This is a genomic window from Paenibacillus sp. J2L1-98 (genome assembly GCF_056269405.1).
In genome coordinates this window covers 199,015-223,349 of the sequence record NZ_JBWDNW010000006.1, presented here as the reverse complement: position 1 = coordinate 223,349, position 24,335 = coordinate 199,015, and the positions used below count along the sequence as shown (strand labels likewise).

Here is a 24,335-nt window from a genome sequence, read left to right as displayed (position 1 = left end):
TTAAGAAAACGCATCCCTTTTCCGTATAACAGATCCCAATATTACCGCTGCTATTTCATCCCTATTTCTGTGCCGTTATTTCGGATCTTTCGAGTGCCGCTAATCCCAGCGCAAGCGCGCCGCATAAGCCGGCATTATCACCTAAACCTGGGGATACGATGTAGTTATCCATATCCGCAAGCAGCGTTTCTGAAGAAACATAGCCGTTAAGGCTCTGCTGCACCTTGGCTCGAATGAGCGGGAACAGCTGCTTCTGATGCATAACCCCTCCGCCTAAAATAATCTTTTTCGGAGAAAGCATCAGGATGGCTGTCGTCAACGCTTCAGCGATATAATAGGCTTCGAACTCCCATGCCTTATGATCTGCGTGAAGCTCGCTTGCCTTTATCCCAAAGCGCCGTTCTATAGCAGGACCTGCCGCCATTCCTTCCAGGCAGTCGCCATGATACGGACAGTGACCGGCAAATGAGTCATCCGCATGGCGTCTCGTCCTGATATGCCCCCCTTCCGGATGCACCAAACCATGAACCAGCTTCGATTCGGCATATATGCCTACGCCGATTCCTGTTCCAATCGTATAGTAAACACAGCTATCCAAGCCTTTCGCGGCTCCCCATTTAGCTTCGCCGTAGGCGGCTGCGTTAACGTCGGTGTCCCATCCGAATGGAATATCGAAGGCCGCTTTCAGTGTGCCGAGGAAAGGAAAGCCTGACCAGCCGGGCTTCGGCGTCGTCGTGACGCAGCCATAGCTTTCGCTGGCAGGATCGAGATTAATGGGACCAAAGGTGCCAATGCCAATCGCTTCCACGCCTTTATCTTCGAAATAAGAAATGATCTTCGCAAGCGACCGTTCCGGCTGCTCCGTGGGAAAGCTTACCCGCTCCTCAATCCCGCCGTGTTCATTGCCGATTCCGCAGACGATTTTGGTCCCGCCCGCTTCAATTGCTCCAATACGCATGTCTGGCTGCTCCTTTATACGTAAATAGAAGTCATTTCCCAAATGTTCAATGATTTGATGGTAAGACCCTCATCGCCCCACAGCTGTAAGCCAAGGGAATCGGAGCGGCTCGGGTATACTCTTGTCGTCAAGCTTTTTAGCCCGTTCGCATATGCCTCTACCATGGAACGATCGAGGTACACGTGTAAATATAAATTTTCGCCGTTCAGCTCCAGTTTGCCGCTCTGCACGCCTGCCGGGCGTTCATCCGGAGACAATGTCGTTTTCGAGCGGTCTACGCCAAGCTCGGAGCGCGACCGGTCATAATAAAGGAGCGTCTCCTCCTCACCTTCAGGGGACTGCCTTACTTTCAGGCCTGCCAGATTCGCGCTGTCTGCTTCAAACTCGATCCGGATTTCGAGCATATCGCCCTGCACCTTATTAAGCTGTTGATTAGCTTCTATGAGCGAGCTGTCCGCAAGGGAGAGAAGTTGAGCTCCGCGCAGCGCTTGAAGCTCCTCAATCGGCGCAATGCCGAGGCGGCCGTCTTCACGCAGCGTTAAGCTGATCGGCAAACCTGCATTATGAGCCCAGCCGGAGTCGTAATCGAGCTGGGGCGTTCTCTCCCCCTGCGCAATCGTAAATATGATGCTGCGACCGGTTTTAGGATCGACCATGCCGCTCGGTCCCGTGAAATGAAAATCGCCCACGTCGATAAGCTGCGGCTCCTCCTGATCCGGGATGAAACGGACTGCTTCGGCATCGAATGTTCCGATCCAATAAAATACCTCTACGTCGGCACCGGGGCCGAGCGGGCTAATCAGAAAGACATGCTTCTCCTTGCCTAGCGGAAGCAGTACCGGGAGCTCCCACATATTGCCCAGATACGGATATCGGGCGGCATCGGCCGTATAGAAAGGTCCTTTATACTCCCAATTCAGCATATCGCGTGACGTATAGGCCAGTATCGATCCGCCCTGTCCATCCGTGCCGGAGCCGATCAGCAAATACCATAAATCGCCCTGCTTCCAAACGAACGGATCGCGGAAGTCGCCGAACATCCCCTGCCCTCTTTCTTGAACGATTAGCCGCTCCGGATGCTTCACCCAGCGGATCAGATCGGATTCACCGTCCTGCACAAAAGTACTTCTGGCTAAACCGACACTTTGGTTCGGTGACTTGCTGTCATCCCCTGCCGTAAAGAAAAGTGCGGGAACGCCGTTCTCGTCGTATGCTGCGCTTCCCGACCATACCCCATCCGGATCGACGGCATCTCTCTCCGGCGAGAGCGCGATCGGAAGGTCGCGCCAATGCACCATATCCTCGCTTACCCAGTGTCCCCAATGAATTTGCGCCCAATAAGGCCCCTGCGGATTGTGCTGGTAGAACAAATGATACTTCCCGTTAAAATAAATCGGAGCATGAGGCTCGTTCATCCAATGAACGGGAGGGCTGGCATGATACTGCGGACGATGCCGGTCCTTCAGGAGCGGAGTCCGGTCCAGCCGGATGTCCGCTTCATCGATAGCCGGAATCTTGCCTGCATGCGAAGCAAGGTCAGCCTCGAACGAAGCGATGAGCTCAGACGGCGACAATGCGCGGTCGTAGATCTTCACCTCGTCGATCAATCCGTCGAACATATTGTGCCGGAATGCTTCGGCCAGCACGGTTGCCTGGTTGTTTTTCCCGATCAACAGGTCGGAGCGGCAGGGGGTGATCGCAGTCTGCTTGGCTGTGCGGAGCTCCGCCGTTTGCTCCCCGTTCAAATACAGCCTCATAACGGCTTCTTCCTTATCGAACGTAGCTGCAATATGGGACCACTCATGCTTCGGAAGCGGCCGGTCATGGCACCAAAGCTCTACCCACGTCCCGGCTAAACCAAGCTGCAGCGACCATGAGCCGTGCCTGTACATGCCAAGAACGAACCCTTCCTTCGCTTCTCTATCATGCTGGTTCACGATCGCCGAAAGCCTCTGCTCCGCCCCCCATTCATAGGAACGCGGCGCAACCCACGCCGAGAGCGTAATCGCATCACCCGGAACTTCTATATCGCCAGCCTGTCTAGTAATCCACGTCGAATACCCATCGAACAGCATCGCGTTTCCGCGAATGCCCGTACGCCACTGCGGGTCGCACGCTTCCGTAAACGGTGCCTGCAGAAGAGAATAGGATATCGGGTCGGATTTCCAGCTAATGACATCCGCGGCTAAGCTCCCTTTCCCTTCATCAAGCGGCCAATAGGCAATTAAACCTGAACGCTCCGGAAACAGCCGGATACCTTCCTTCATCGTTTCCTCCATAGTCACTTAAACTCCCGCCTCTCATATCTCATTATTGATTAACCGTTTCCGATACGCTGGCTGCATATACAGATTTCAGAGGAAACAGCAGCAAGGAACGAAGCCATACATTGCCGCCATTCGCATACAGCTCGATGCCGTCGCTTCCCTTTAACGGGAAGATTTGATCGGTGATCGCGACCTCGCCATCATTAGCGAATAGCTCGACAGACGAGCGATCCACCCAGATTTGAAGCTTTATGCGTCCGTTCGCGCCATTTAGCGGAACGCTGTGCCTGCAGCCGAACTGCGGATGGAATTCCACCAATCCGGAACGCGTTCTATCGATAAACAATTGGCCGGCTGCCGTATCATAGCCGACGATCGTCTCATTGTCATTGCCCATTCTAAGCCTAAAACCAAATTCAACCGCGGAATCCGTCTCGAATTCTGCTTCAATTTCAAACAGCTCGCCCTTATGGCCCTGCAGCAGGTTGCTTCCCGGACTAATTTGCTCGTCCTGCCATTCATAGCGGTCCGCCCGTATTTCTCTTAGCTGCTCGGGCACTTCCTGAATGAGGCGAACTCCTTCCTCCTGCTGCCGAAGCGACAGCCTTCGCGGGAGGGTCATTGCGCCGCGCCATTCGCCTGCGGGAATTATGTTGGCGTACTTCCAATTGTTCATCCACCCGATAAGCAGCCGATCTCCGCTCTGCACATCCGACCAGGTTACGCCTGCATAGTTATCACGGCCGTGATCCATCCACAGCACGCTCTCCGGTTCATCGTCGTTCGTAAAGGTAATGCCGTCAAACTCACCTATAAAATATTGGGTTCGCGAACCTTCGGGCATCTTCTCATTGTCACCGATGCTGACGATCATCACCCATTTTTCGCTGCGCTCCCGTCCCTCGACAGGCAATGGGAATAAGTCCGGGCATTCCCAAACCCCGTCATGCGACCCTTCCTTTGCGCCAAACTCGCTGGCAAACGTCCAATCCTTTAAATTTGTTGAATAATAAAGGCAGAGACGGTCTCCCGCAGCAAGCACCATAATCCAGCGTTCAGTGTCAGCGTGCCAAAACACCTTCGGGTCCCGGAAATCTGCAAATCTCTCATCCTCTAAAACAGGATTGCCAGCGTAGACCGTCCATGTGCGGCCATTATCTTTGCTGTAGGCTACGCTCTGCCTCTGCTTAGAAAGCTGGGAATCCGGTATCGTCTCTGTTTGCGTGTAAATCGCGACGAGTCCTGATTTTCCATCAAAAAATCCGCTCGTATCCTCCCAATCCACAACCGCGCTTCCCGAAAATATCGTCCCGTTGTGATCAGGATATAACGCGATCGGCATATGCTCCCAATTGACAAGATCCTTGCTTACGGCATGGCCCCAATGCATCGGGCCCCATACGGTGCTCTCCGGATGATGCTGATAAAACAAATGATATTCACCCTCGTAATATACCATTCCATTCGGATCATTCAGCCAGTTGGCTTCAGGCGTGAAATGATATTGCGGGCGTAAAGGGTGATCGTAATTAGGTTTCATAGGTCTCTCTCTCCTCTATTCAATCAATGTTTATTTATAAGAGCAGACGGAACATTCCGCAGAAGGTTCCGTCATGCCGTTGATAGAATTGCTATTGCCACCGAGAGAATGGCTGCCTCCGTTATCCTTTTTGTGCTTCGTTATAACGGTCAAGCGCAGTTTGATACAAGGCCATCAGCTTGCTCAGCCCCATATCCTCCACGGTTTTCACAAAGCTGTTCCAATCCGCGTCATTCACGCCGTCGACGATGAATTTAGCTCTTTGCGTATTCACGTATTTGAGCAATTCCGGTTCGATCTGATTGATCGTATCCAGCTCCTCCGGCAGGAAGAAGATCGTTGGATAGTTTTGTTTCTCCATGAACGGATCGTAAACGTTCTCCAAATCCTTCTTGCGCTGCTGTGCGCGAGGCTCCATGTCTACAATCGTTTTGAAATGTTCCTTCGTAACGACGCCGGCACCGTTTGGCGCAACCTTCTGACGGAATTCGCCCATCGATACGCCTTCCGCAAGCGGCAGGTTCACAAGCTTGCCATTCGCATCCTTTTCATAGATCACGCCGATCGGACCCCAATGGATTTGAGCGGCCATATAAGGCTCATACTGCTGATCAATCCAGCGCATCGTCACTTCAGGATTTTCGTTTTCGCTCGTAATGACGAAAGCGTTTCTTCCCGGACCGCCGCCATTGCCTCTGCCGATGGTTTTTTTGCCGGTCGGACCGGTAAGAGGAGGAACGAGCGCATAATCTTTGGCACGGTCAGTACCTACAACCTCTTCGATTTCCCACCAAACATAAGAACCAAGCGTCTCATCAGCCGTCTTGCCTTTAGCCAAATATTGCGGAGCATCCTGCGTGAACGATTCCGGATCGATCAAGCCCTGCTTATACCATTTTTCGTTAAAATATTTCAATGCCTCTTTATATTCCGGCTGAGTAGCCGTGAAAATAACTTTGCCGTCCCTTACGATGCGGTGCTCCAGGTTGTCAGGCAAGCCGAATGCGCCGAACAGACCGGCAATATCCATGCACCACTGCATATGCATAAAGCTCAGCGGAATTTCATCAGCTTTGCCATTGCCGTTTGGATCCTTTGTCTTGAAGGCAACGAGCGCATTTGTGTATTCATCAAGCGTTTCCGGGAATTTGAGGCCGAGCTTATCCAGCCACTGCGTATTGATCACGTGGAAGAACGGATTCGTGCCCAGTTCATTCTCCTCCCACGCAGGAAGTCCATAGATATGACCGTTCGGAGCGGTAATGGCCGCTTTAATATCCGGTCTTTCTTCTAATAGCTTCTTCAGGTTGGGCGCATATTGATCAATTAAATCCTCCAGTGGAATAATCGTTCCATCCTCGCCGTATGTGATCAATTCATAATCGGTAAATTGCGAGTTGTAGAAGGCGTCAGGCAGATCGCCGCTGGCCAGAAGCAAATTTTTCTTCTCCAAATAATCGGTATCCGGAATATTATTCCATTCAATATGAACGTTTGTATCTGTCTCCAGACGTTTGAAAATTTCCATCTCGTTATACTCGGGCGCCAGCTGGGCCTTCGGAGATACAATCGTAAGATTAATTTTGTCTTTCACAATCGGGAGACCCTCTTTATTAAAGCTTTCCTCCTGCGGCTTGTTGCCCGTTTCCTTGCTGTTATTCGTTTCTTGATTCGCTTTGTTGTTCGCGCAAGCGGAGAGCATTAGGCTTGCAGCGAGTAGAAGACTTACTGTAACAGACCCTGCCTTTTTCATATTAGTAATCCTCCCTTAATGAAATATATTTATTTATCTATCATCATCCGGGTCTGATCCGCGGTGTTACAGAGCCCGGCGATAACCAAGGAATAATCTCGATTAACCTTTAATCGAGCCAATCATGACACCTTTAACGAAGTAGCGCTGCAGAAACGGATACAAGACGAGCAGCGGAAGACTGGCTATAATAATGACGCCGTATTTGATCAACTCCGTTACCCGCAGCTTTGCGGCATAGGACTCTACGTCGATCATCATGCTGGAATTGACCTGATTTTGAACAAGGATGTTTCGCAGCACCAGCTGCAGAGGGAATTTCGTCTCTTCGTTCAAATAAATCATAGCGTCAAAAAAACCGTTCCAAAACCCGACTACGTGATACAGCACCATGACCGCAATAATAGGCTTGGAGAGCGGAAGCACCATACTGACAAAGAACCTCGTGTTGCTGCAGCCGTCGATAAAGGCCGCCTCGCGCATTTCATCGGGAATCGTGCTCTGGAAGAAGGTGCGAACGATAATAATATTGAACACCCCGGCAGCACCCGGCAAAACCAGCGCCCATATTGTATTAAGCATGTTCAAATCTTTGATTAACAGATAGGTTGGAATTAACCCGCCGCTGAAAAACATCGTGAACATGAAGAACCACATAAACAAGCCTCTGCCGACAAAATCTTTGCGCGCTAGCGGATAGGCAGCCAGCAATGTTAGCGTGACGCTGATGGCCGTTCCAACAACCGCGTACAGGAGCGAGTTGCCGTAGCCAATCCAGATCATTGCATCTTTAAATATCCGGTCATAGCCGTCTAAAGTAAGTCCTTTCGGGAATAACCAAATCTCTCCCGAGAATATCCGGTTCGGATCGCTGAAGGATGCGATCAAGACAAAGTATAACGGGTATAGAATGAGCAGCATCCCAATCGTCAAAACCGTGTAATTGATTACATCAAACAGCAAATCGCCCTTGGTTTTTCTTTTTAACAGCGCATTCATCTCTTCCCGCCCCCTACCACAAGCTTGTTTCCGTCAGTTTTTTCGCGACACGGTTAACCGTTACGAGCAGCACCACGTTAATGATGGCATTAAACAATCCAATTGCGGCAGATAAGCTGTATTGCGCCTTCTGAATTCCCAGCTCGTACACATAGGTTGGAATAATATTGGATGCTCCATAATTGAGATCGCTTTGCATGAGGAACGCTTTCTCGAAGCCCACGCTCATAATATTTCCTACCGCAAGCACCATCAGGATGATGATCGTCGGCATAATGCTCGGAATGTCTACGTGCTTAACCCGCTTCCATTTACTTGCGCCGTCCATAACGGCTGCCTCATGGAGCTCAGGATTGACGCCGGCCAAAGCAGCCAAGTATATAATGGTCGCAAAGCCCGTTTCCTGCCAAATGCCCGATAGAACATACAGCGGTCGGAACCAGCCCTCGTTTGCCATGAACAAAACCGGGTCGCCGCCGAAAAACGTAATAATATGGTTGACTATTCCGCTGTTCGGAGACAGAAATACATTCAGCATCCCTACCAGCACGACTGTAGAAATAAAATGCGGTGCATAAATGACCGTTTGAACAAAACTCTTATACCTTTTAGCGAGCATCTGATTCAGCATCAGAGCGACTAGGATCGGAATCGGAAAACCGAAGATCAACGAATACACGCTCAGCAAAATCGTATTTTCCATAATCGGCCAAAAGTTGTATGCCTCGAAAAATCGCATGAAATGATCAAAGCCGACCCAATCGCTACCCCAAATTCCTTTGCTCGCTCTAAAGTTTTTAAACGCGATCTGGACGCCATACATCGGATAATATTTGAAAATGGCATATACGAGCACGACCGGCAGAATGAACAGATACAGCTCATAATTTTGCTTAATCTTCACCCAAGTATGATTTGCCGACCTTGCCACCGCTCTTTCCTTCATCGGCCGCACAATATCCGAGCTTGCCGTTTTCATCTTATTTCCACCTTTCATTTGCCTACGTAATCGTTTACGTTAAAGCTGGCATGAATTTCGTTCATTTTTTCTTTAATGGAGAGGCTCTTCTATCCTCAAGAAGAACCTCTAATGATCAATTCCGTTGGCAGCCGTACTTCCTTGTATTCGTCATCAGGCTGTTCAATGCGCTCAAGCAAAATTCTGGCGGCTGTCTCTCCTAATTCAAATGACGGCTGCTTCACCATCGAAAGCGCGGGTCTTGTTATTTTGGCCCATTCGTAATCATCAAATCCGATGATGGCAATATCGTTTGGCACTTGAATGTTATGTTCTTGCAAATAATGCAGCGAGCCCATCGTCATGACATTGTTTGCTACGAATAGCGCGGTAATCTGGTGTTTGGAGATTAAGGCCTCCGTTAACCGGTATCCGCTGTCAAAGCTGGAAAAACTGCTGTCTGCGACTTGAATGAGTTGCTCGTCCACCTCTATACCGTTATCCGTAAGCGCTTTTTTGTAGCCGGCCAATCGTTCATCGCTTGTCGTTAATCCCAGCGAGCCCGTAACGAATCCGATACGAGTATGCCCTCTGCTAATCAAATGAGCGACCGCTTCATTAGCGCCGTTAGCCCCTTCCGTCAGCACGCAGTCTCCTTGCGCATCTTTTGGTTTCCTATCAATAAAGACAACCGGATAAGCATCCGTCATAAGTGAATCGAGATAGGTATGATCCTCGTAGGTCGGCGCCATGATCAAGCCGTCGATCAATTGAGAATTGAATACTTTAACCTGTTCCTGCTCGGTTGTAATATCATCCTTGGAGTTACTGAGAAACAAGCTATATCCTTTCTCCATAAGAACGCTCTCAATCCCTTGGGCAACGGACATAAAGAAAAAGCTCGACGTATCATTCGGCAGAATCGGCACCATAAGGCCAATAATCTTAGATTGCTTGCTGCGCAAACTTCTTGCGACGCTGTTCGGATGATACTTCAGCTCTTTCATAACCTCAAGCACTCTCGTCTTGGTTTCATTGGCAACATAACGGGTTCCGTTGATCACATGGGATACGGTGGCGGTCGATACATTGGCTCTTTTAGCCACTTCCTTGATGCTCATTAGCTCAACCTCCCCTCTTTATGTAATCGTTTACGTAATCGATTACTTAGAATTATAAACGCTTACATTAGGCGCGTCAAGCGATTTTTTTTGTTGATTTACATCATAATAATTATTCCCTATTCTATCCGAATTGACGCAGTTGGAGTATAATGTAAAAGTTGGGAGAACGCTTTCAAGTAACAGGAGTATTTCCCGGAAAATTTGTTCGATATCGCTCCATAATGGCAATGACTCAAAAACTATCGCACCGGCTAACAATCTGCTTGTACATGCAAATGGTAAACATGCTATAATAATGTGGGCATTTGCCTTACAAAAAGTATGGCATATGAAGATATCGGAGAGGGGAGGATCATCATGTTCGCAAAGCGCCTGAAGCAGCTGCGTAAAACGAGGAAATTGACCATGCAGGAAGTGGCCGATTACTTAGGAGTTGCCAAAAGCACATATGCGGGCTATGAATCCGGTTACCGTCAGCCGACGATCGAATCCATCCAGACGATCTCGCGCAATCTGCGTACATCCGCCGATTATCTTCTAGGGCTTACGGATTATCCGGAGCCTCCAAGCGAGCTCAACCATAATGCTAAGGAATATTTGAATGTTGAACAGCTTCATTGGGATGGAGTACCTCTTGAAAGGGACGATCTGAATTTGATACGCAACTTGCTCGAGCGCGTACTCCGCGACCGGACTTTACCCAAAGAAGAATAAACCGCTCTCTAACTCTTTCCTACTATTATCTTCTAAATTTCTTCTTTTTCGTAGTATATAACATGAATGTGGTTTATTGTGCGGAACTGGCACGAGTATCGATGAGACCGCGAACTCTTTCGCCGTAGGTGCGGCTCTTATCACTAGATATGAAACAGAACAGTTAAAGATCATTCATACCATTAACTGACCTCTTTTACATGTATGTCGACTGTATCATCACTGTACTCCAAGATTGCGATTCAGCAGCCTCTCTCCTCCCTTATCCGAAAAAGCACCCATTCCCGATTCGCAGTCAAGCTTTGAAAGCGCTTGCCGTTCGGATTAGAACATCTCGGCCAAGCCTTCTATGTGAATACGCGGGTCAGAAGGATGTTTCTAAATTGTACCCAAGATTGCGATTCAGCAGCCTCTCTCCTCTTTATCCGAAAAAGCACCCATTCCCGATTCGCAGTCTAATCTTGAAAGCGCTTGCTGTACGGATTAGTACATCTCCGCAGACCACTATGTGAATACGCGGGTCAGACGGATGTTTCTAAATTGTACCCTAAGATTGCGATTCAACAGCCTCTCTCTTCCATTATCCGAAAAAGCATCCATTCCCGATTCGCTATCAAGTTTTGAAAGCGCTTGCCATACGGATTAGTACATCTCGACAACCCGCTATGTATATACGTGGGTCAAACGGATGTTTCTATATATTTCTAAACAGGTATGATTATGTATCCGTTTTCATAAATTCAACTAAGGGGGGGGATGCGCCCTTTAATATAGCCAGTTCTGGAGATGCGTTCATATTGATTGACAAGTACAAATAATAAGGAGGAATAATGGCATGAACAAATGGCTAAAACTCGTCACCTTGACCGTTTTGCTGCTTACGTTCAATTGCCTCTTCAACTTGTGGCCTGTTCGGGCTCAAGCGGGATTCACAGACTTTATCACGCGCAGCGGAGATACGTTGATGGAGGGGACGGTCACCTTTCGTTTTATCGGAACCAACGCCCCTTTATTGAATAGAGCATGGACTGATCCGACGGAGATCGAGGATGCGATGCGCGCGGCCGGCAGCTCAGGGATTAACGTTATCCGCTTGTATACGTTTGAGGTGAAAAAGAGCAGCGATCCAGTAGAAACGATACGCCATGTAATGGGGCCCGGCGATTATAATGAAGGTTCATTCAAGATACTGGACAAGATTCTTCAATTGGCAAACCAGTACAATATTCGGCTTATTGTGCCGTTCGTGGACACTCACAACTACAACGGAGGGGTTGCCGAATGGGCAGCTTTCAGAGGGAAAACGGCAAATGATTTTTGGAGTGATCCGACCGTGAAGCAGGACTTCAAAAATTTCATTAATTATGTGATTAATCGAACCAATACGTATACAGGTGTACAGTACAAAAACGATAAAGCCATTCTGGCATGGCAGCTGGGAAACGAACTTTTCTCCACGGATAGCTGGGTAAGCGAAATGGCTGCTTATGTAAAGAGCATTGATTCCAATCACCTTTTAGCCGATGGAGGATATGTTCGGGCACAGGGAATAAAGACCAATGCGCTGAACGACAACCATATCGATATCATTGATCCGCACATTTACGAATACCACAATGTCGATATGGTTTCAAAACTCAATGAGTGGAGAAATAAAACCAAAGGAAAAAAAGCATTGATTATTGGCGAATTCGGCGACTACTCCCCCACGAAAACCGAACAACTGCTGGACGTCGTTCAGAGCAATGGAACGACGGGAGCGATGTACTGGGGCAGCATGTACCATCACAAGATGGGCGGATGGCATTGGCCTCTTCCCCAAAAAACTACAACAGATTGGTCCTATTTGCGCTATCCCGGTTTCGCAACCGGCGATTGGGCGAACGAATCGACCATCATCAATTTGCTGCGTACGTATGCGTATTCGATAAAAGGTTCAACCGTTCCACCTTGGCCGATACCGGATGCGCCTGTTATGTTCCCTGTCGATTCCGTGCATACCCTCTCCTGGATGGGTGTCTCGGGAGCGAGCTCTTATGACGTTGAACGTTCGACAAGTTCTTCCGGTCCATGGACAGCAGTCGGCAGCGGCGTAACGGACGATATTGCCACACCACGCCATCATTCGTTTACCGTACCGATTTTCGACGATACTTCTGCTAATGACGGCACAAGCTATTACTACAGGGTGAAAGCGAAAAATGTGCAAGGTTCGTATTCCCCGTATTCCAACATCATCGGCCCAATTAAGGCGAATAGCGGGATCATCCTCGATGAAGAAAGCAGCGGCTATACCGAGACGGGATCATGGGGGACTAGTACGCTGGGCGGCAGCTATGGGGGCAGCTCCCGTTACAGCAGTGCTGTCGGAAGTACGGCAATGTGGAAGCCGAACATTTCGGCGCCGGGATACTACAATGTGTATGTCCGATATCCGTACAATATTAATTCGGCGATGAATGCTCAGTATAATATCTATCACAATGGGGTGATGAACACTGTATCAATCGACCAGACAACCATAGCGGATGGACGTTGGCGTTTGATTGATACAGTGTACTTCGCCGGCGGGCCGGAAGAATTTGTGAAGTTGATGGCCGTAGGAAGCGGTTTCAACTACAGAGCTGATGCGGTTATGCTCCAACCGCAATATTTTGGTGACGGCTTCCAAAATAACAGTTCAGGCAACTGGACCTCATTGAGCGGCAGTTGGTCCTTAACGAGCGACGTGAGTGGCGACACCATTGACGTCTCCAATAAAGTATTGAAACAATCGGGCACGGGCATTGCCGAAACGGTTACCGGTTCGACCTACTCCAACGCCACCATAACCGCAGCCGTTAAAGCGTATAACAATAATCTGGCCAACGCTTCTGCCGGCTTGGTTGCCCGGGCAAATTCCGATTTCTCTAACAAGTACACCCTGCGCATCAATTTCAATATGAATAAAATCCAACTGTACAAACAAGTAGGCAGTATTTGGACCAATCTTGGGGAAGCGAATCTGACAGCCACTCCCGGCACTTGGTATTTGCTTAAGCTGGAGATGAAAGGAAGTTCACTTAAAGGTTACGTGAACGGCGTGAAAAAAATCAGCGTTAGCGACTCCAGCTTGACCAGCGGGTACATCGGTTTGCGGACGTACGATCAGACGGCTGTTTTCGATAACATCATGGTTTCGCCGGACTGAAAGCGCATCCAATTAGCTGTTTAAAGAAATTCAGAGAAGAACGAAAATCGGCTCAATCGCAATGGGGATGCGATCAAGAGCCGATTTTCGCTTTGTTTCGCGAAAGTTTAAATCCTAGGAACCATAGACATCATCATAGACGTCTATGTCAACGAGCTTGCCGTCAACATAAGTAAAGTCCAGTTTCGAAATACCAAAGCCTGCCATTGTCTCTGATACATGCATCACTTCCAGGGAAAGGGCTGTCCATTGTTTTTTCTCCATTACACTTCACCTCCTTTCAAGTGCAGTTCGAATTCCTATTGAAGCCGGTTGAGAAAATGATAGGCAATCAAGCTGCGCATAAAAAGGATGTGTGCCTCCGGGCAAGCAGAGCACAAAAGAACCGTAAAGGTACAATATAAGCTGTGATCTCTACGGTGCTTTCTCGTGCATCAGTTAAATACGATGAATCCTAGGAACCATAGACATCATCATAGACGTCTATGTCAACGAGCTTGCCGTCAACATAAGTAAAGTCCAGTTTCGAAATACCAAATCCTGCCATTGTCTCTGATACATGCATCACTTCCAGGGAAAGGGCTGTCCATTGTTTTTTCTCCATTACACTTCACCTCCTTTCAAGTGCAGTTCGTATTCCTATTGAAGCGGGTTGAGAAAACGATAGGCAATCAAGCTGCGCATAAAAAGGATGTGTGCCTCCGGGCAAGCAGAACACAAAAAGGCACCGTAAAGGCACAACTTATGCTGTAATCCTCTACGGTGCTTTCTGGTTTTTCAGTTAAGTACATGAATCCTAGGAATCATAGGAATCATAAACGTCGATGTCTACGAGCTTGCCGTCAACATAAGTAAAGTCCATTTTTGCAATACCCCAACCTGCCATTGTCTCCGATACATTCATCACTTCCAGTGAAAGTGCTGACCATTGTTTTTTCTCCACTATACTTCACCTCCTCTCAAGTGCAGTTCGTATTCCTATTGCAGCCGTTTGAGAAAACGATAAGCAATCAAGCAGCGCATAAAAATGATGTATGCCTCCGGGCTAGCAGAACTCACCGTAAAGGCACAACTTATGCTGTAATCCTCTACGGTGTTTTCTGGTTTATCAGTTAAGTACGATGAATCCTAGGAATCATAGGAATCATAAACGTCGATGTCAACGAGCTTGCCGTCAACATAAGTAAAGTCCATTTTCGCAACACCAAAACCTGCCATAGTCTCTGATACATTCATCACTTCCAGGGAAAGTGCTGTCCATTGTTTCTTCTCCACTATACTTCACCTCCTCTCAAGTGCAGTTCGTATTCCTATTGCAGCCTTTTGAGAAAACGATAAGCAATCAAGCTGCGCATAAGTAACTTTAAGTGAGGGTCATCTGCCTGCTCCGGCTTAATGGCCGAACCTACCTTGCTCATCGATTCCTTCACTTGCGTCAAGTTCAGATAGTGGGAAGTCTGCTCATCCCTGCACAGCGTACGAAGCTCTTCTTCTATAGACGGCCACCGGGGAATAATCCGATGCACCCAATCCATGCCTTGAACGCCTCGTGTTCGCTGATTCAATCGAACTTTGTCAGGCAGAATATTCTCGGTCGCTCTACGGATAAGAGAACGCCCGTAGCCATTCTTAACATATTGCTCCACGGGGATCGACAGACAAAACTTGACAAGGCGTAAATCGCTGGTTGCATCCCGTTCCCATATTCCGAGTCGATAAGATGACTTCGCCGAAATGGTGCCCTGCATGCTTAGAACCGCCTGGTTGTTGAAATAATCCTCGCGTTCCCTCAGCATTTGATAGGTAGACTCCCGCAAACCTACATCATACTGCGATAGCTTATCGAATACCCCGGAGTTCCTTGCAAAATCAGGTCCAATGATAGAAGGTACTCCCGGTTGAAAAGGAGATACTCTTTCCGGAAAAGTCTGCTGCCTAATAGCGCGAACGATTCGTTTCCGACCGGTGCCCAGTTGTCTGCCATACATTGTAATCTCACGGTATAATTGGAGCCATTGAAGCTTCTTCAGCAGCAAGCTGTAATAACCGACAGCAGAACCCCAGGATATGGAGTAATTCCCTCTCGCGCCTGTAAGCAAGACACCTACTCCTTGATGCGCCGCTTCTTCATGAATGCCTTTTACCCAGAATGCATTTTCGAAATTTTTGTAAGGTCCTTCTAAACTATCAATCCATTGATCAATCTCAGTAAAAGGACTTTTCCGCGGAAAGTCCAAGAAGTTAGCCTTAATATTTCCTACATAATCGACTATGGACTGAATATAAGGACTTTCATCCGCAAACATGCTTCTGGGCGTCCAATCGATGAAATCCCGCTCTGGAATATAGCTGAAGGCTTGTAAGCTCTTGCCTTCCTTGGCGAGCATCCTCGCTGCGAACCCTGAAACCGAACCAGAATCGAGTCCCCCGCTTAAGGTGACTCCCACCTGCTTGAAGGTACGCAGTCTGGAACGAATCGATTCTTGGTAAATTTCCTGGAAGGCCTCCACATATTCGTCATCAGAGCTTAAGGTTAGGCTCTCTTCCGGCATTAATGAACCATACTTTGCAACCGTAAGCTTACCCTCTTGCAATGTAAAAGTGTGTGCCGGAGGCAGCTGCAAAATATCTGCGTAATAGGTCGTATGGACATCGACAGCATCTAAGAGCGTCGGTATCGCCAAAAATTCGGCAAATCTCGTTTCGCATAGTCTCTTATCTATTCCCGCTAGGGAGAATAAAGGATGGATTACACTGCAGAACGAGAATTGATTCGAACTGAGGTGATAATACAGTGTTCTGCTGGCAAGCTGATCTCTCGCCCCATACAGCAGCTTTCTGCTTGCATCCCATATTACGAAGGCGAAATCTCCGATTAGATACCGCGGTGTCTCTGGGCCCCATTTGCGATAAGCCAGCAGAATAAGCTCACTGTCAGTTATCTCGCTTCTTCTGTCTCGCCTTATCCCGAGCTGCTCGAACAATTGCCCGCGATTGTCAATGATTGCATCAGCGGTTATAACCAGTCCGGATTGCTCATCCCGAAAAGGAAGCCGTTCATTAACCGATTCCGGCGTGATCCATTGAGACCGGCAGCCGAGAAGAGCCGACGCATCCTCCCATGTTTCAAAACCATCTCCGGGAAAATGCTGCACAGCTTCCATGAAATCTGCAGTACCATCAGATGGATGCAGAGGCCTATCGAATTGTATAACACCGGCAATAACGCTCATGCAATCACATCCCATCGACTAATACTTCATTACACTTTCCTAACTGTTGATGCCTGTTTGATAGTTGAGCAGTTGTCTAAACTTTCCTTTGGCCTCTTGAGACAGCTGCTTATAGCCGCCTTGCTGAATAACCTCGCCCTGCTCTATGACAATGACCTGATCCGCATTGCGGATGGTCGACAATCGGTGGGCAATGACAATAATCGTCATGCTTCCCTTAAGACGGTCAAGCGCCTCTTGAATCAGCCGTTCATTCTCGCTGTCAAGCGCGCTCGTCGCTTCATCCAGCACAAGGATGGAAGGACGCTTCAATATAGCTCTTGCGAGCACAATACGCTGCCGTTCTCCCCCGGACAACCGAATGCCCCGGTCACCGATGACCGTATCCAGGCCTTTCGGCAGCATGCGTACAAATTCATCGGATGCTGAGAACTTCAAAGCGTTCCACAGTTCGGTATCTCCAGCATGAGGGTCTACCAGCTTCAGGTTATCCCGAATGCTCGCATTGAAGAGAAAGGGATCCTGTGCCACATAGCCGATCGAGCTCCGCAGCGAGAGAAGCTGTTTCTCTTCTCTCAGCGTTACGCCGTCAATCAGTACTTGTCCTCTCTCCGGTTGAATTAGCCCCATGAGCATATCAATCAGCGTGCTTTTACCCGCACCGGACATCCCCACAATAGCCGTCATGCGATTCGCAGGAATATAGACATTAATGTCTCGCAGAGCGAATACCGGCTCTTTAGGGTCGTACCGGTAATTGACTTGTCTACATTCGATTCCGTCTTGCAATTGAAAGTTCTTTCCTTCTTCCGAAGAGCCTGACAAGGTGAGCTCATTCTCCTGCTCATATTCCTTCTGCAGCTTAAGCATGGCTTTGAAAGCGGGAAGATTGGTTGCCAGCTGTTCAATATTCGACTGAATCCCGATAAACCTCGGCCACAGCCGCGAGAAGATGAGTACTACCAGAATCAATTGCTCAGCCGGCGTGTGAAAGACCTCTAAAGCTAAATAGACGAATCCGGCAATAAGAGCAATGGAAGAGATCCGGTAGATGAACTGGGACAGAGAATTGACTCGTACTAATTGAACAACGTTGCTCTCCAGCTCCTTGCTCATGTTGTTGAACCAATCGATATGGGAGCGTTCCAGCCTGTTGCTCTTAATATCCTTGATACCGTTGAAATGATCGCTTATTCCAGCAAAATAGCTCTGAGACAGCTCCGAAGTCTTATCGCCAATATGCCCCGCCTTCTTAATAAACTTGCGTGAGAATAGAGCGAGCAGCCCGCCGCTTATAAGCACGACTGTTGTTAACAACGGAGACAGCCAGAAAGCCAGAGCGGTTTGAATTACCGTAAAAATAATGCCCGTGACCATCTGCAGGAAGAGCGAAGTGCCGTAGCTGACCCGTCCAAGCTCATTAACCATGACATGATGAAAATCCGACTTACGCTTGCGGAGGAAGAACTCCCACTTCGCATGGAGCAGCCCCTGATATGTTTCCGTCCTGAGCGAACGGACGAAGTTCTGCAGAATCCGTGAGTTCAACACGATCTGGCTTCGCTGAAGCAGCGCCTGTCCCCCTACGATCATCACATATATCGCCAATACGACCGGCAAGTTCAACTCGATCGACCACGACTCGATGAATGTGAGCAGGGAGGAGACAAGCGGCACTTCGTCCATATTCATTTGAAATATGCCAATAATGCTAAGCAGAGGAACGATTAGATAGATTCCGATGCCGTCCAGACCGCTGATAACGATTGTAGTGAACATATTAAGATACAATCGGAGTCCGGAGACCTTGTGCATCTTTCGTATAAAATATAATAAATCCTTCATAAGATAGACCCCTAATGCGGATTACCGCTCAATTGGAGACAGAACTGTAGCTTCTGTGCGTTTCCCGAATACTGCAACGACTGCAAACCGCTCCAGTCTTTCATTACCGGTTACATAGTACGAACCGCTGCGCAGCCAAGCGTGAGCAATCATTTTTCCTGTCTCATCCCTGCCGCTGCCCAGATAGAGCGTACTCGCGACCCCTCTTCGCTCCAGCATCTTCATTGCCGCGATAGCTTTGACCAAGCACTGACTTTCCCACCATGTGATGCGGCTCATCGCATGAACAGCCTTGGATACCTTACGGTGTAAGAGATCCTGCTCCGTATTGCTCGTATATGGTGTCTCCCTCATATGCTCGCCAAGAGAAGGCGCTACTTTGGCGAATGGAAGCAGCTTAAGCACTCTGGCCCAAGCTAAGTATAAATAAGCCTCTACGAACATCAGCTTCAAATCTGCGGGGTAAGCAATAAATCTTCGTACCTTTTTTATAACTTTCCTATACGATTTCATTATTGCTTACTAACTTGAATGAGTCCTTCGGATGCAAGCTGCTGCAAGTAACTGCAGACTTGCTGTTCGCACTCACCGGCCTCTATCTCATACTCGGTCACTAATTGCTTCACCATATCTTGTATGGACACAGGGGTTGCAATCAGCTCCCACACTCGGCCCCCGAGCTGACCTAAATTGTAGTACTTACCATTCTCAATGCTCAGCATAACCTTCTCCCCGTTCATTTCACTTACCAGGTAACCATCCGACTGTACAACTAGTTCGTTAGCGGTAATGATATCAGCGCTCATGAAATAACAACCTCCTTTTTATTGGTCAGACTAACAATTTGATCAACTAAGTTAAAGGCAGAGAAGCCGTCAACCGGGCGGCGGAGCTGGTACACCGGGAGCTGGGAAGCCAGCCGGGCAATGGATTGAAATTGCCACTGCTGCAGGTTCAACAGACGAAGAAGGGAATTTCGATAGGTATGCACATTTAAGACATGAAGGCCTTCCAAGCTGTTGTAAGCTTTTATAGTTGGTTCTGGTTCAGATCCTTTGATTAGCTCAATTACCCCAGCGAGAGGAAGAGGCTCTCTATAAAATTGGGACTGCATAGGCACCGCGTATTTGTTAACCCTTTGGTAAATCGATGAATAGTTCTGAGAAAGCAATCCTAATTGCTCGATGCTTTCCTCCCACAGCTTCTGCTGCGGATAAGACGGATAGACAGTAGCTGCTGTCGAATCATTGGATAAGGAGACAGCGATAACGTCATCTGTCATTAATGGATATCCTGCGTGAGCAAACGCTGCGGCAAGAGTCGATTTACCAGCACCCGATTCCCCGACTACCGCGTAGACCTTCTCGTCAATAACGACAGCACTCCCGTGAAGGGGTAGAATCCCTCTCTGCATCAGCAGTACGCCCATACAGGTTCCCAGCAGATACAGCCGAATCTTCGCCTCATCTGCTCCCGGGTATGGGGCTACCATTATATGATTGCCGGATGTAATGCTGTAAACGGCTGTGTCTGGTACATGAAAGAGAAATCGACCATTCTCGAAGCGGTAGCTCATCGATGTAAATTGATCCAGGTAATCTTTCTGTGGAATATTTAATTCTATTTCAACATCAAATTTTGCATTAGTTCCCTGTATTTCATATCCTTCAGGCAGAAAAATTCTACTCATTATATTCAATCCGAATAATCGATAATAAAACAAAGTAAACACCCCATTTAGCAAAAAGTATATATTTTATATATGATTATACTATTCGCATTTAAATTGCATTTTGTGTCTCATTTTGTTATAAAAATCAATTATTTATTATATGTCTCCAAAACCATAGAAACGGCCGGAGAGGGAAATAGAGAAAATGAAGTGGTTTGTATAGCGGCAGAAGCGACATATCTTGTCTGTTAGGTTCCAGGTTATTTAATAGATACCTTGCTCTCTGCTTTACTGTCATTAGTGATAGACTGTATCGGAAATACTGCCAAACCACGCTTTTCTCAGGCACCGGGTTTAATTTAACTATTCTTTTGATAAAAAACAAAGATGTTTTCGCTAGCCGAAGATTCTTCTTATTCTCCACCAGATCATTCAACAAATGAGGAATATTGGAATCAAATAGATTGGAAGCTAAAATGAAAGCCTGCCCTGTGAACGCTTGTCCACCGAATTGTCTAAAATAAACATGCATTTTCTCGCTGTCTATTTTAGGTATTAAACGATCAATATCCATTAACCAGCGTAATCGGAACCAGGCATGCCTAGCGCCATGGTCAGCAAGATAATAGAGCAGATCTTCATTCCCTAAGCAATGAAATGAATGATTTAATAATTGAACTGTATTTTTACGTTTCCACAGTTGATCAAATGAATGAGAACCTTTGGAATAAGGATTTAATCGCCAGTGAAGTTCAATCTGCACAGAATGTTCTTTATGCCGGTAGGAAAGATGGTGATGCTTATTTTTCCAATTAGGATTTAATGAATGATTCTCTTCTAATTCATAGCCAAGCTGTGTCATGACTTCCTCTGATCTTTCCACATCTTCTACATCGATCAGAATATCCAAATCTTTGGAAGTCCTATGCGTCAAATCTCCGTAAAGTTGAATCGCCAGAATGGGACCTTTCAACAATAGGGTGTCTATACCGTTGTCTGATAATTTACTGCAAATTTTATTCATCTCTTTAGTTAGCTGCATCATCTTAAGAATATTAGAGTTGTAATGATAGCGGAGCTTAACCATAACGTCAGCAGGAATAAGAGATGAATTGATTTGATTTAGTTTCAAGTAAACAATCGGATAAACACGATGATGCATGGTTAACTGTAAAAATGAATTCCACTTCATATTTGAAGTGTATTCTCGTATCGTCTTCTCATCCAATACTTGAACGTCGCGTAGAATGAATAGCATAAATGATAATTCATTCGAGATATCGCTTAAATCAATTTTCTCTGCTTTAATCATGATTGAACCCCGCTATCGTTAGAATTACAATTGCACTACAGGAATTTGCTGTTTGACGCCTTGATTCAGGCTCGGACGGCCGACGGAATAATAAACGAATGCGGTTCCGAGCAAATCTTCTTCTTTAAACACGTTGCGTCCATCGATCAGAATGGCCTGCATCATGACGGATTGCAGCAGATTCAAATCTACTTCCGCGAATTCATCCCATTCCGTCAGTAAACAAAGCGCATCTGAATCTTGTGCCGTTTCGAGCGCCTCATTGCACCATATGACGCCTTCCTTGCCGTATAAGGCCTTGAAGTTTTCCATAGCAATAGGATCGTAAGCTTTCACCTTCACGCCGTTCTCTACCAAATATTGAATGATTTCTAGCGCGGGTGAATCACGTACGTCATCGGTATTCGGCTTAAAGGCCAATCCCCATACTGCGACTGTCTTGCCTCGCAACTGGCCATTAAAGATCGTCTCCAGCTTGCGGATAACATTAAACCGTTGATCTTGATTCACTTCCACAACCGACCGCAGCAGCTTGAACTCGTAATCGACGTTACCGGCGATTTGGATAAGGGCTCTGGTATCCTTCGGAAAACAGGAGCCTCCATAGCCGATTCCGGCTTTAAGAAACGACTGTCCAATCCGCTTATCGTAGCCCATTCCTTCCGCAACCTTCGTCACGTCTGCGCCTACCTTCTCGCAAATGTTCGCAATCTCGTTGATGAACGAAATCTTCGTAGCGAGAAAAGCATTGGACGCATATTTAATCATTTCTGCGCTGCGGATATCCGTCACGATGATTTGTTCCGTCAGCGGCCGATGCAGCTCGACCATCGTATCGGCTGCGCTTTGGTTATCAGCACCGATGACGATCCGGTCCGGATGCAGCGTATCCTTAACGGCAGAACCTTCGCGCAGAAATTCCGGCAGCGAAATGCTGTCGAACGGCTCGGATGTGCGGGTGCGGATCAGATCACGGACCCTTTCGTTCGTGCCGACCGGCACCGTGCTTTTTATAGCAATTATTTTATAGCCGTTCATCGCTTCGGCGATATCAAGGGCGGCTTGATTGATATAGGCCATATTCGCCTCGCCGCTTGGCATCGGAGGCGTTCCGACAGCCAGAATGATAATGTCCGATTGACGTACCGCATCGGTCAGATCGGTTGTGAAAGCGAGTTTTCCGGCGGAACGGTTCTTATCCGCTAATTCCTTCAGCCCCGGCTCGTAGATGGGAATCTCGCCAGCCAGCAGCGTTTCGATCTTTCCAAGATCCTTGTCGACACAGATGACTTTATTCCCCAGCTCCGCATAACAAACACCCGATACGAGCCCGACATATCCGGTACCAATGACCGTAATGTTCATTCTCATCACTCCCTATATTGATATCCCGTCACTTATACGGCACATAATTGCATAATTTCATTCCATTCGAAGGCAAGCCGGACGATATCTTCTTCAATAAGCTCCGACCCGGTTTGCACCTCAATGATGTCCATTTCCGTCTCCGCACGTAAACTGTGCTTGCTCTGTTTCGATATAACGAGTACATCTCCGGCCTTAACCGGAAACCGCTTATCGTTCAGAATCATCTCCCCGTTACCGGAAACGACGGTCCATACCTCGTCTCTAAGCAAATGGTATTGGTAGCTTAAATTTTTGCCCTGCTCTATGCAAATCCGTTTGGTCAGCACTTCATTCCCTTCCGGATATTTCAAGAAGTCGAGTACCCTGTAACGGCCCCAACGCCTCTCCTCGTACATCGGACGCTGATCCGAGTGCTTCATGACCTCCTTGATCATCGGGCTTGACGCCTTGTCCGAGACAAGAATGCCATCCGGACTCGCCGCGACGACGACATTGGATAAATTAAGCAGCGTAATCGGAATATCCAGTTCGTTGATAATATGCGTATTGGATGAATTGTCGGTAATGATTCCTTTGCCGATCAGCGGGCTCGCAATTTCCTCCGTCAGCGTGTTCCACGTTCCAAGATCCTTCCAATCCCCTTCGTATGGCAGTGCGACGATAAGATTGGCTTTCTCTACCACCTCGTAGTCGAAGCTGTTCTTCGTAAGCTTGTCGTACTGCTTCGCCATCTCGTCATATTGGATCGGAAGTCCGTGCGAAAGCAGAATATTAATGATGAAATCCAGCTTGAATGCGAAAACTCCGCAATTCCAAAGTGCCGCCTGCTCAATCATGGCCACTGCTGCTTCTTCGCTCGGTTTCTCTCGGAAGCTTTGTACTTTCATATATGGAGCATCATGCGTGGTCCCGCTTTGCGGAACGATATACCCGTATTTCTCAGATGGATATGTCGGTTTTACTCCCATAAGCGCCAAATCCGCGCCCGACTCATTCAAGACCTGATCCAATTCTTTGGTCTTGTGGAAGAACGACTGCTCTACGTAAGGGTCGACCGGCATGACCACGACCGTTTCATTTAGGCTGACGCCTTCAACCGAATACAAATAGGTGGCAGCCAGCGCGATCGCAGGATACGTATCCCTTCTTTCCGGTTCGACAATCACTCCAATTTCGTTTCCTAGCTGGTTGTGGATCATTTCAACCTGCGGCTTGCTCGTTGCGATAAAAGCATGATCGCCAAGCCCGGCACTCGCAATCTGCCCCCAAACCCGCTGTACCATCGACTCAAGCTCGCCTTCCGAATTCCTTAGCACCTTCAAGAACTGCTTGGAACGGGAATCGTTCGATAATGGCCACAGGCGTTTGCCCGAGCCTCCTGAGAGAAGAACAATTTTCATAG

General features: G+C 47.8%; 21 protein-coding genes. 2 read left to right on the top strand and 19 right to left on the bottom strand.

The window, feature by feature from the left end:
* Positions 1-61: 61 nt before the first annotated feature.
* From AC0YNZ_RS14480 to AC0YNZ_RS14450, 7 genes are all read right to left on the bottom strand, one after another.
* Complete coding sequence (locus AC0YNZ_RS14480; protein WP_475827258.1) at positions 62-958, bottom strand: ROK family protein; 897 nt, start codon at positions 956-958, stop codon at positions 62-64.
* Between the two features lie 14 nt (positions 959-972).
* Positions 973-3,237, bottom strand: a complete 2,265-nt coding sequence (locus AC0YNZ_RS14475; protein WP_475827362.1) for a GH32 C-terminal domain-containing protein — start codon at positions 3,235-3,237, stop codon at positions 973-975.
* A 31-nt stretch (positions 3,238-3,268) separates the two neighbouring features.
* Positions 3,269-4,765: a glycoside hydrolase family 32 protein gene (locus tag AC0YNZ_RS14470; RefSeq protein ID WP_475827257.1), complete on the bottom strand. Its 1,497-nt coding sequence runs from the start codon at positions 4,763-4,765 to the stop codon at positions 3,269-3,271.
* A gap of 121 nt (positions 4,766-4,886) precedes the next feature.
* Entirely contained in the window at positions 4,887-6,518 is a 1,632-nt protein-coding gene (locus AC0YNZ_RS14465; RefSeq protein ID WP_475827256.1) for an ABC transporter substrate-binding protein, read from the bottom strand.
* 102 nt (positions 6,519-6,620) lie between these two features.
* On the bottom strand, positions 6,621-7,517 hold the full coding sequence (locus tag AC0YNZ_RS14460) for a carbohydrate ABC transporter permease (protein ID WP_110771151.1): 897 nt from the start codon (positions 7,515-7,517) through the stop codon (positions 6,621-6,623).
* A 13-nt stretch (positions 7,518-7,530) separates the two neighbouring features.
* A complete protein-coding gene (locus tag AC0YNZ_RS14455; protein WP_475827361.1) occupies positions 7,531-8,463 on the bottom strand; it encodes an ABC transporter permease in 933 nt (310 codons plus the stop codon).
* Positions 8,464-8,591: 128 nt separating this feature from the next.
* A complete protein-coding gene (locus AC0YNZ_RS14450; RefSeq protein WP_475827255.1) occupies positions 8,592-9,596 on the bottom strand; it encodes a LacI family DNA-binding transcriptional regulator in 1,005 nt (334 codons plus the stop codon).
* Between the two features lie 360 nt (positions 9,597-9,956).
* Between AC0YNZ_RS14450 and AC0YNZ_RS14445 the strand changes: the two genes are divergently transcribed.
* Positions 9,957-10,313 (top strand): helix-turn-helix domain-containing protein, encoded by a 357-nt coding sequence (locus AC0YNZ_RS14445; RefSeq protein WP_475827254.1) that lies wholly within the window; start codon positions 9,957-9,959, stop codon positions 10,311-10,313.
* Between the two features lie 835 nt (positions 10,314-11,148).
* Positions 11,149-13,503 (top strand): golvesin C-terminal-like domain-containing protein, encoded by a 2,355-nt coding sequence (locus AC0YNZ_RS14440; RefSeq protein ID WP_475827253.1) that lies wholly within the window; start codon positions 11,149-11,151, stop codon positions 13,501-13,503.
* Positions 13,504-13,617: 114 nt separating this feature from the next.
* Here AC0YNZ_RS14440 and AC0YNZ_RS14435 read toward each other — a convergent pair whose 3' ends face one another.
* The 12 genes from AC0YNZ_RS14435 to AC0YNZ_RS14380 form a co-directional block, all read right to left on the bottom strand.
* Positions 13,618-13,767, bottom strand: a complete 150-nt coding sequence (locus tag AC0YNZ_RS14435; RefSeq protein WP_110771147.1) for a paeninodin family lasso peptide — start codon at positions 13,765-13,767, stop codon at positions 13,618-13,620.
* A gap of 190 nt (positions 13,768-13,957) precedes the next feature.
* A complete protein-coding gene (locus tag AC0YNZ_RS14430; protein WP_110771147.1) occupies positions 13,958-14,107 on the bottom strand; it encodes a paeninodin family lasso peptide in 150 nt (49 codons plus the stop codon).
* A gap of 192 nt (positions 14,108-14,299) precedes the next feature.
* On the bottom strand, positions 14,300-14,446 hold the full coding sequence (locus AC0YNZ_RS14425) for a paeninodin family lasso peptide (protein WP_475827252.1): 147 nt from the start codon (positions 14,444-14,446) through the stop codon (positions 14,300-14,302).
* A 185-nt stretch (positions 14,447-14,631) separates the two neighbouring features.
* The gene (locus AC0YNZ_RS14420) at positions 14,632-14,778 is read right to left on the bottom strand and encodes a paeninodin family lasso peptide (protein ID WP_475827251.1); all 147 of its coding nucleotides are present in this window, start codon (positions 14,776-14,778) and stop codon (positions 14,632-14,634) included.
* A 35-nt stretch (positions 14,779-14,813) separates the two neighbouring features.
* The gene (locus AC0YNZ_RS14415; RefSeq protein ID WP_475827250.1) at positions 14,814-16,736 is read right to left on the bottom strand and encodes an asparagine synthase-related protein; all 1,923 of its coding nucleotides are present in this window, start codon (positions 16,734-16,736) and stop codon (positions 14,814-14,816) included.
* 39 nt (positions 16,737-16,775) lie between these two features.
* Positions 16,776-18,581, bottom strand: a complete 1,806-nt coding sequence (locus AC0YNZ_RS14410; protein WP_475827249.1) for an ABC transporter ATP-binding protein — start codon at positions 18,579-18,581, stop codon at positions 16,776-16,778.
* A 21-nt stretch (positions 18,582-18,602) separates the two neighbouring features.
* Positions 18,603-19,025, bottom strand: coding sequence for a lasso peptide biosynthesis B2 protein (locus AC0YNZ_RS14405; protein WP_475827248.1), 423 nt, complete (start codon positions 19,023-19,025; stop codon positions 18,603-18,605).
* 68 nt (positions 19,026-19,093) lie between these two features.
* On the bottom strand, positions 19,094-19,387 hold the full coding sequence (locus AC0YNZ_RS14400; protein ID WP_475827247.1) for a lasso peptide biosynthesis PqqD family chaperone: 294 nt from the start codon (positions 19,385-19,387) through the stop codon (positions 19,094-19,096).
* Complete coding sequence (locus AC0YNZ_RS14395; RefSeq protein ID WP_475827246.1) at positions 19,384-20,271, bottom strand: aldolase; 888 nt, start codon at positions 20,269-20,271, stop codon at positions 19,384-19,386. The genes AC0YNZ_RS14400 and AC0YNZ_RS14395 overlap by 4 nt, the downstream gene beginning before the upstream one ends.
* Positions 20,272-20,398: 127 nt before the next feature.
* Positions 20,399-21,565, bottom strand: coding sequence for a nucleotidyltransferase domain-containing protein (locus AC0YNZ_RS14390; RefSeq protein WP_475827245.1), 1,167 nt, complete (start codon positions 21,563-21,565; stop codon positions 20,399-20,401).
* A gap of 24 nt (positions 21,566-21,589) precedes the next feature.
* Positions 21,590-22,930 carry a UDP-glucose dehydrogenase family protein gene (locus tag AC0YNZ_RS14385; protein ID WP_475827244.1) on the bottom strand — a complete coding sequence of 447 codons (1,341 nt, stop codon included), beginning with the start codon at positions 22,928-22,930 and terminating at the stop codon, positions 21,590-21,592.
* A gap of 32 nt (positions 22,931-22,962) precedes the next feature.
* Positions 22,963-24,333, bottom strand: coding sequence for a sugar phosphate nucleotidyltransferase (locus AC0YNZ_RS14380; protein ID WP_475827243.1), 1,371 nt, complete (start codon positions 24,331-24,333; stop codon positions 22,963-22,965).
* Positions 24,334-24,335 lie beyond the last annotated feature (2 nt).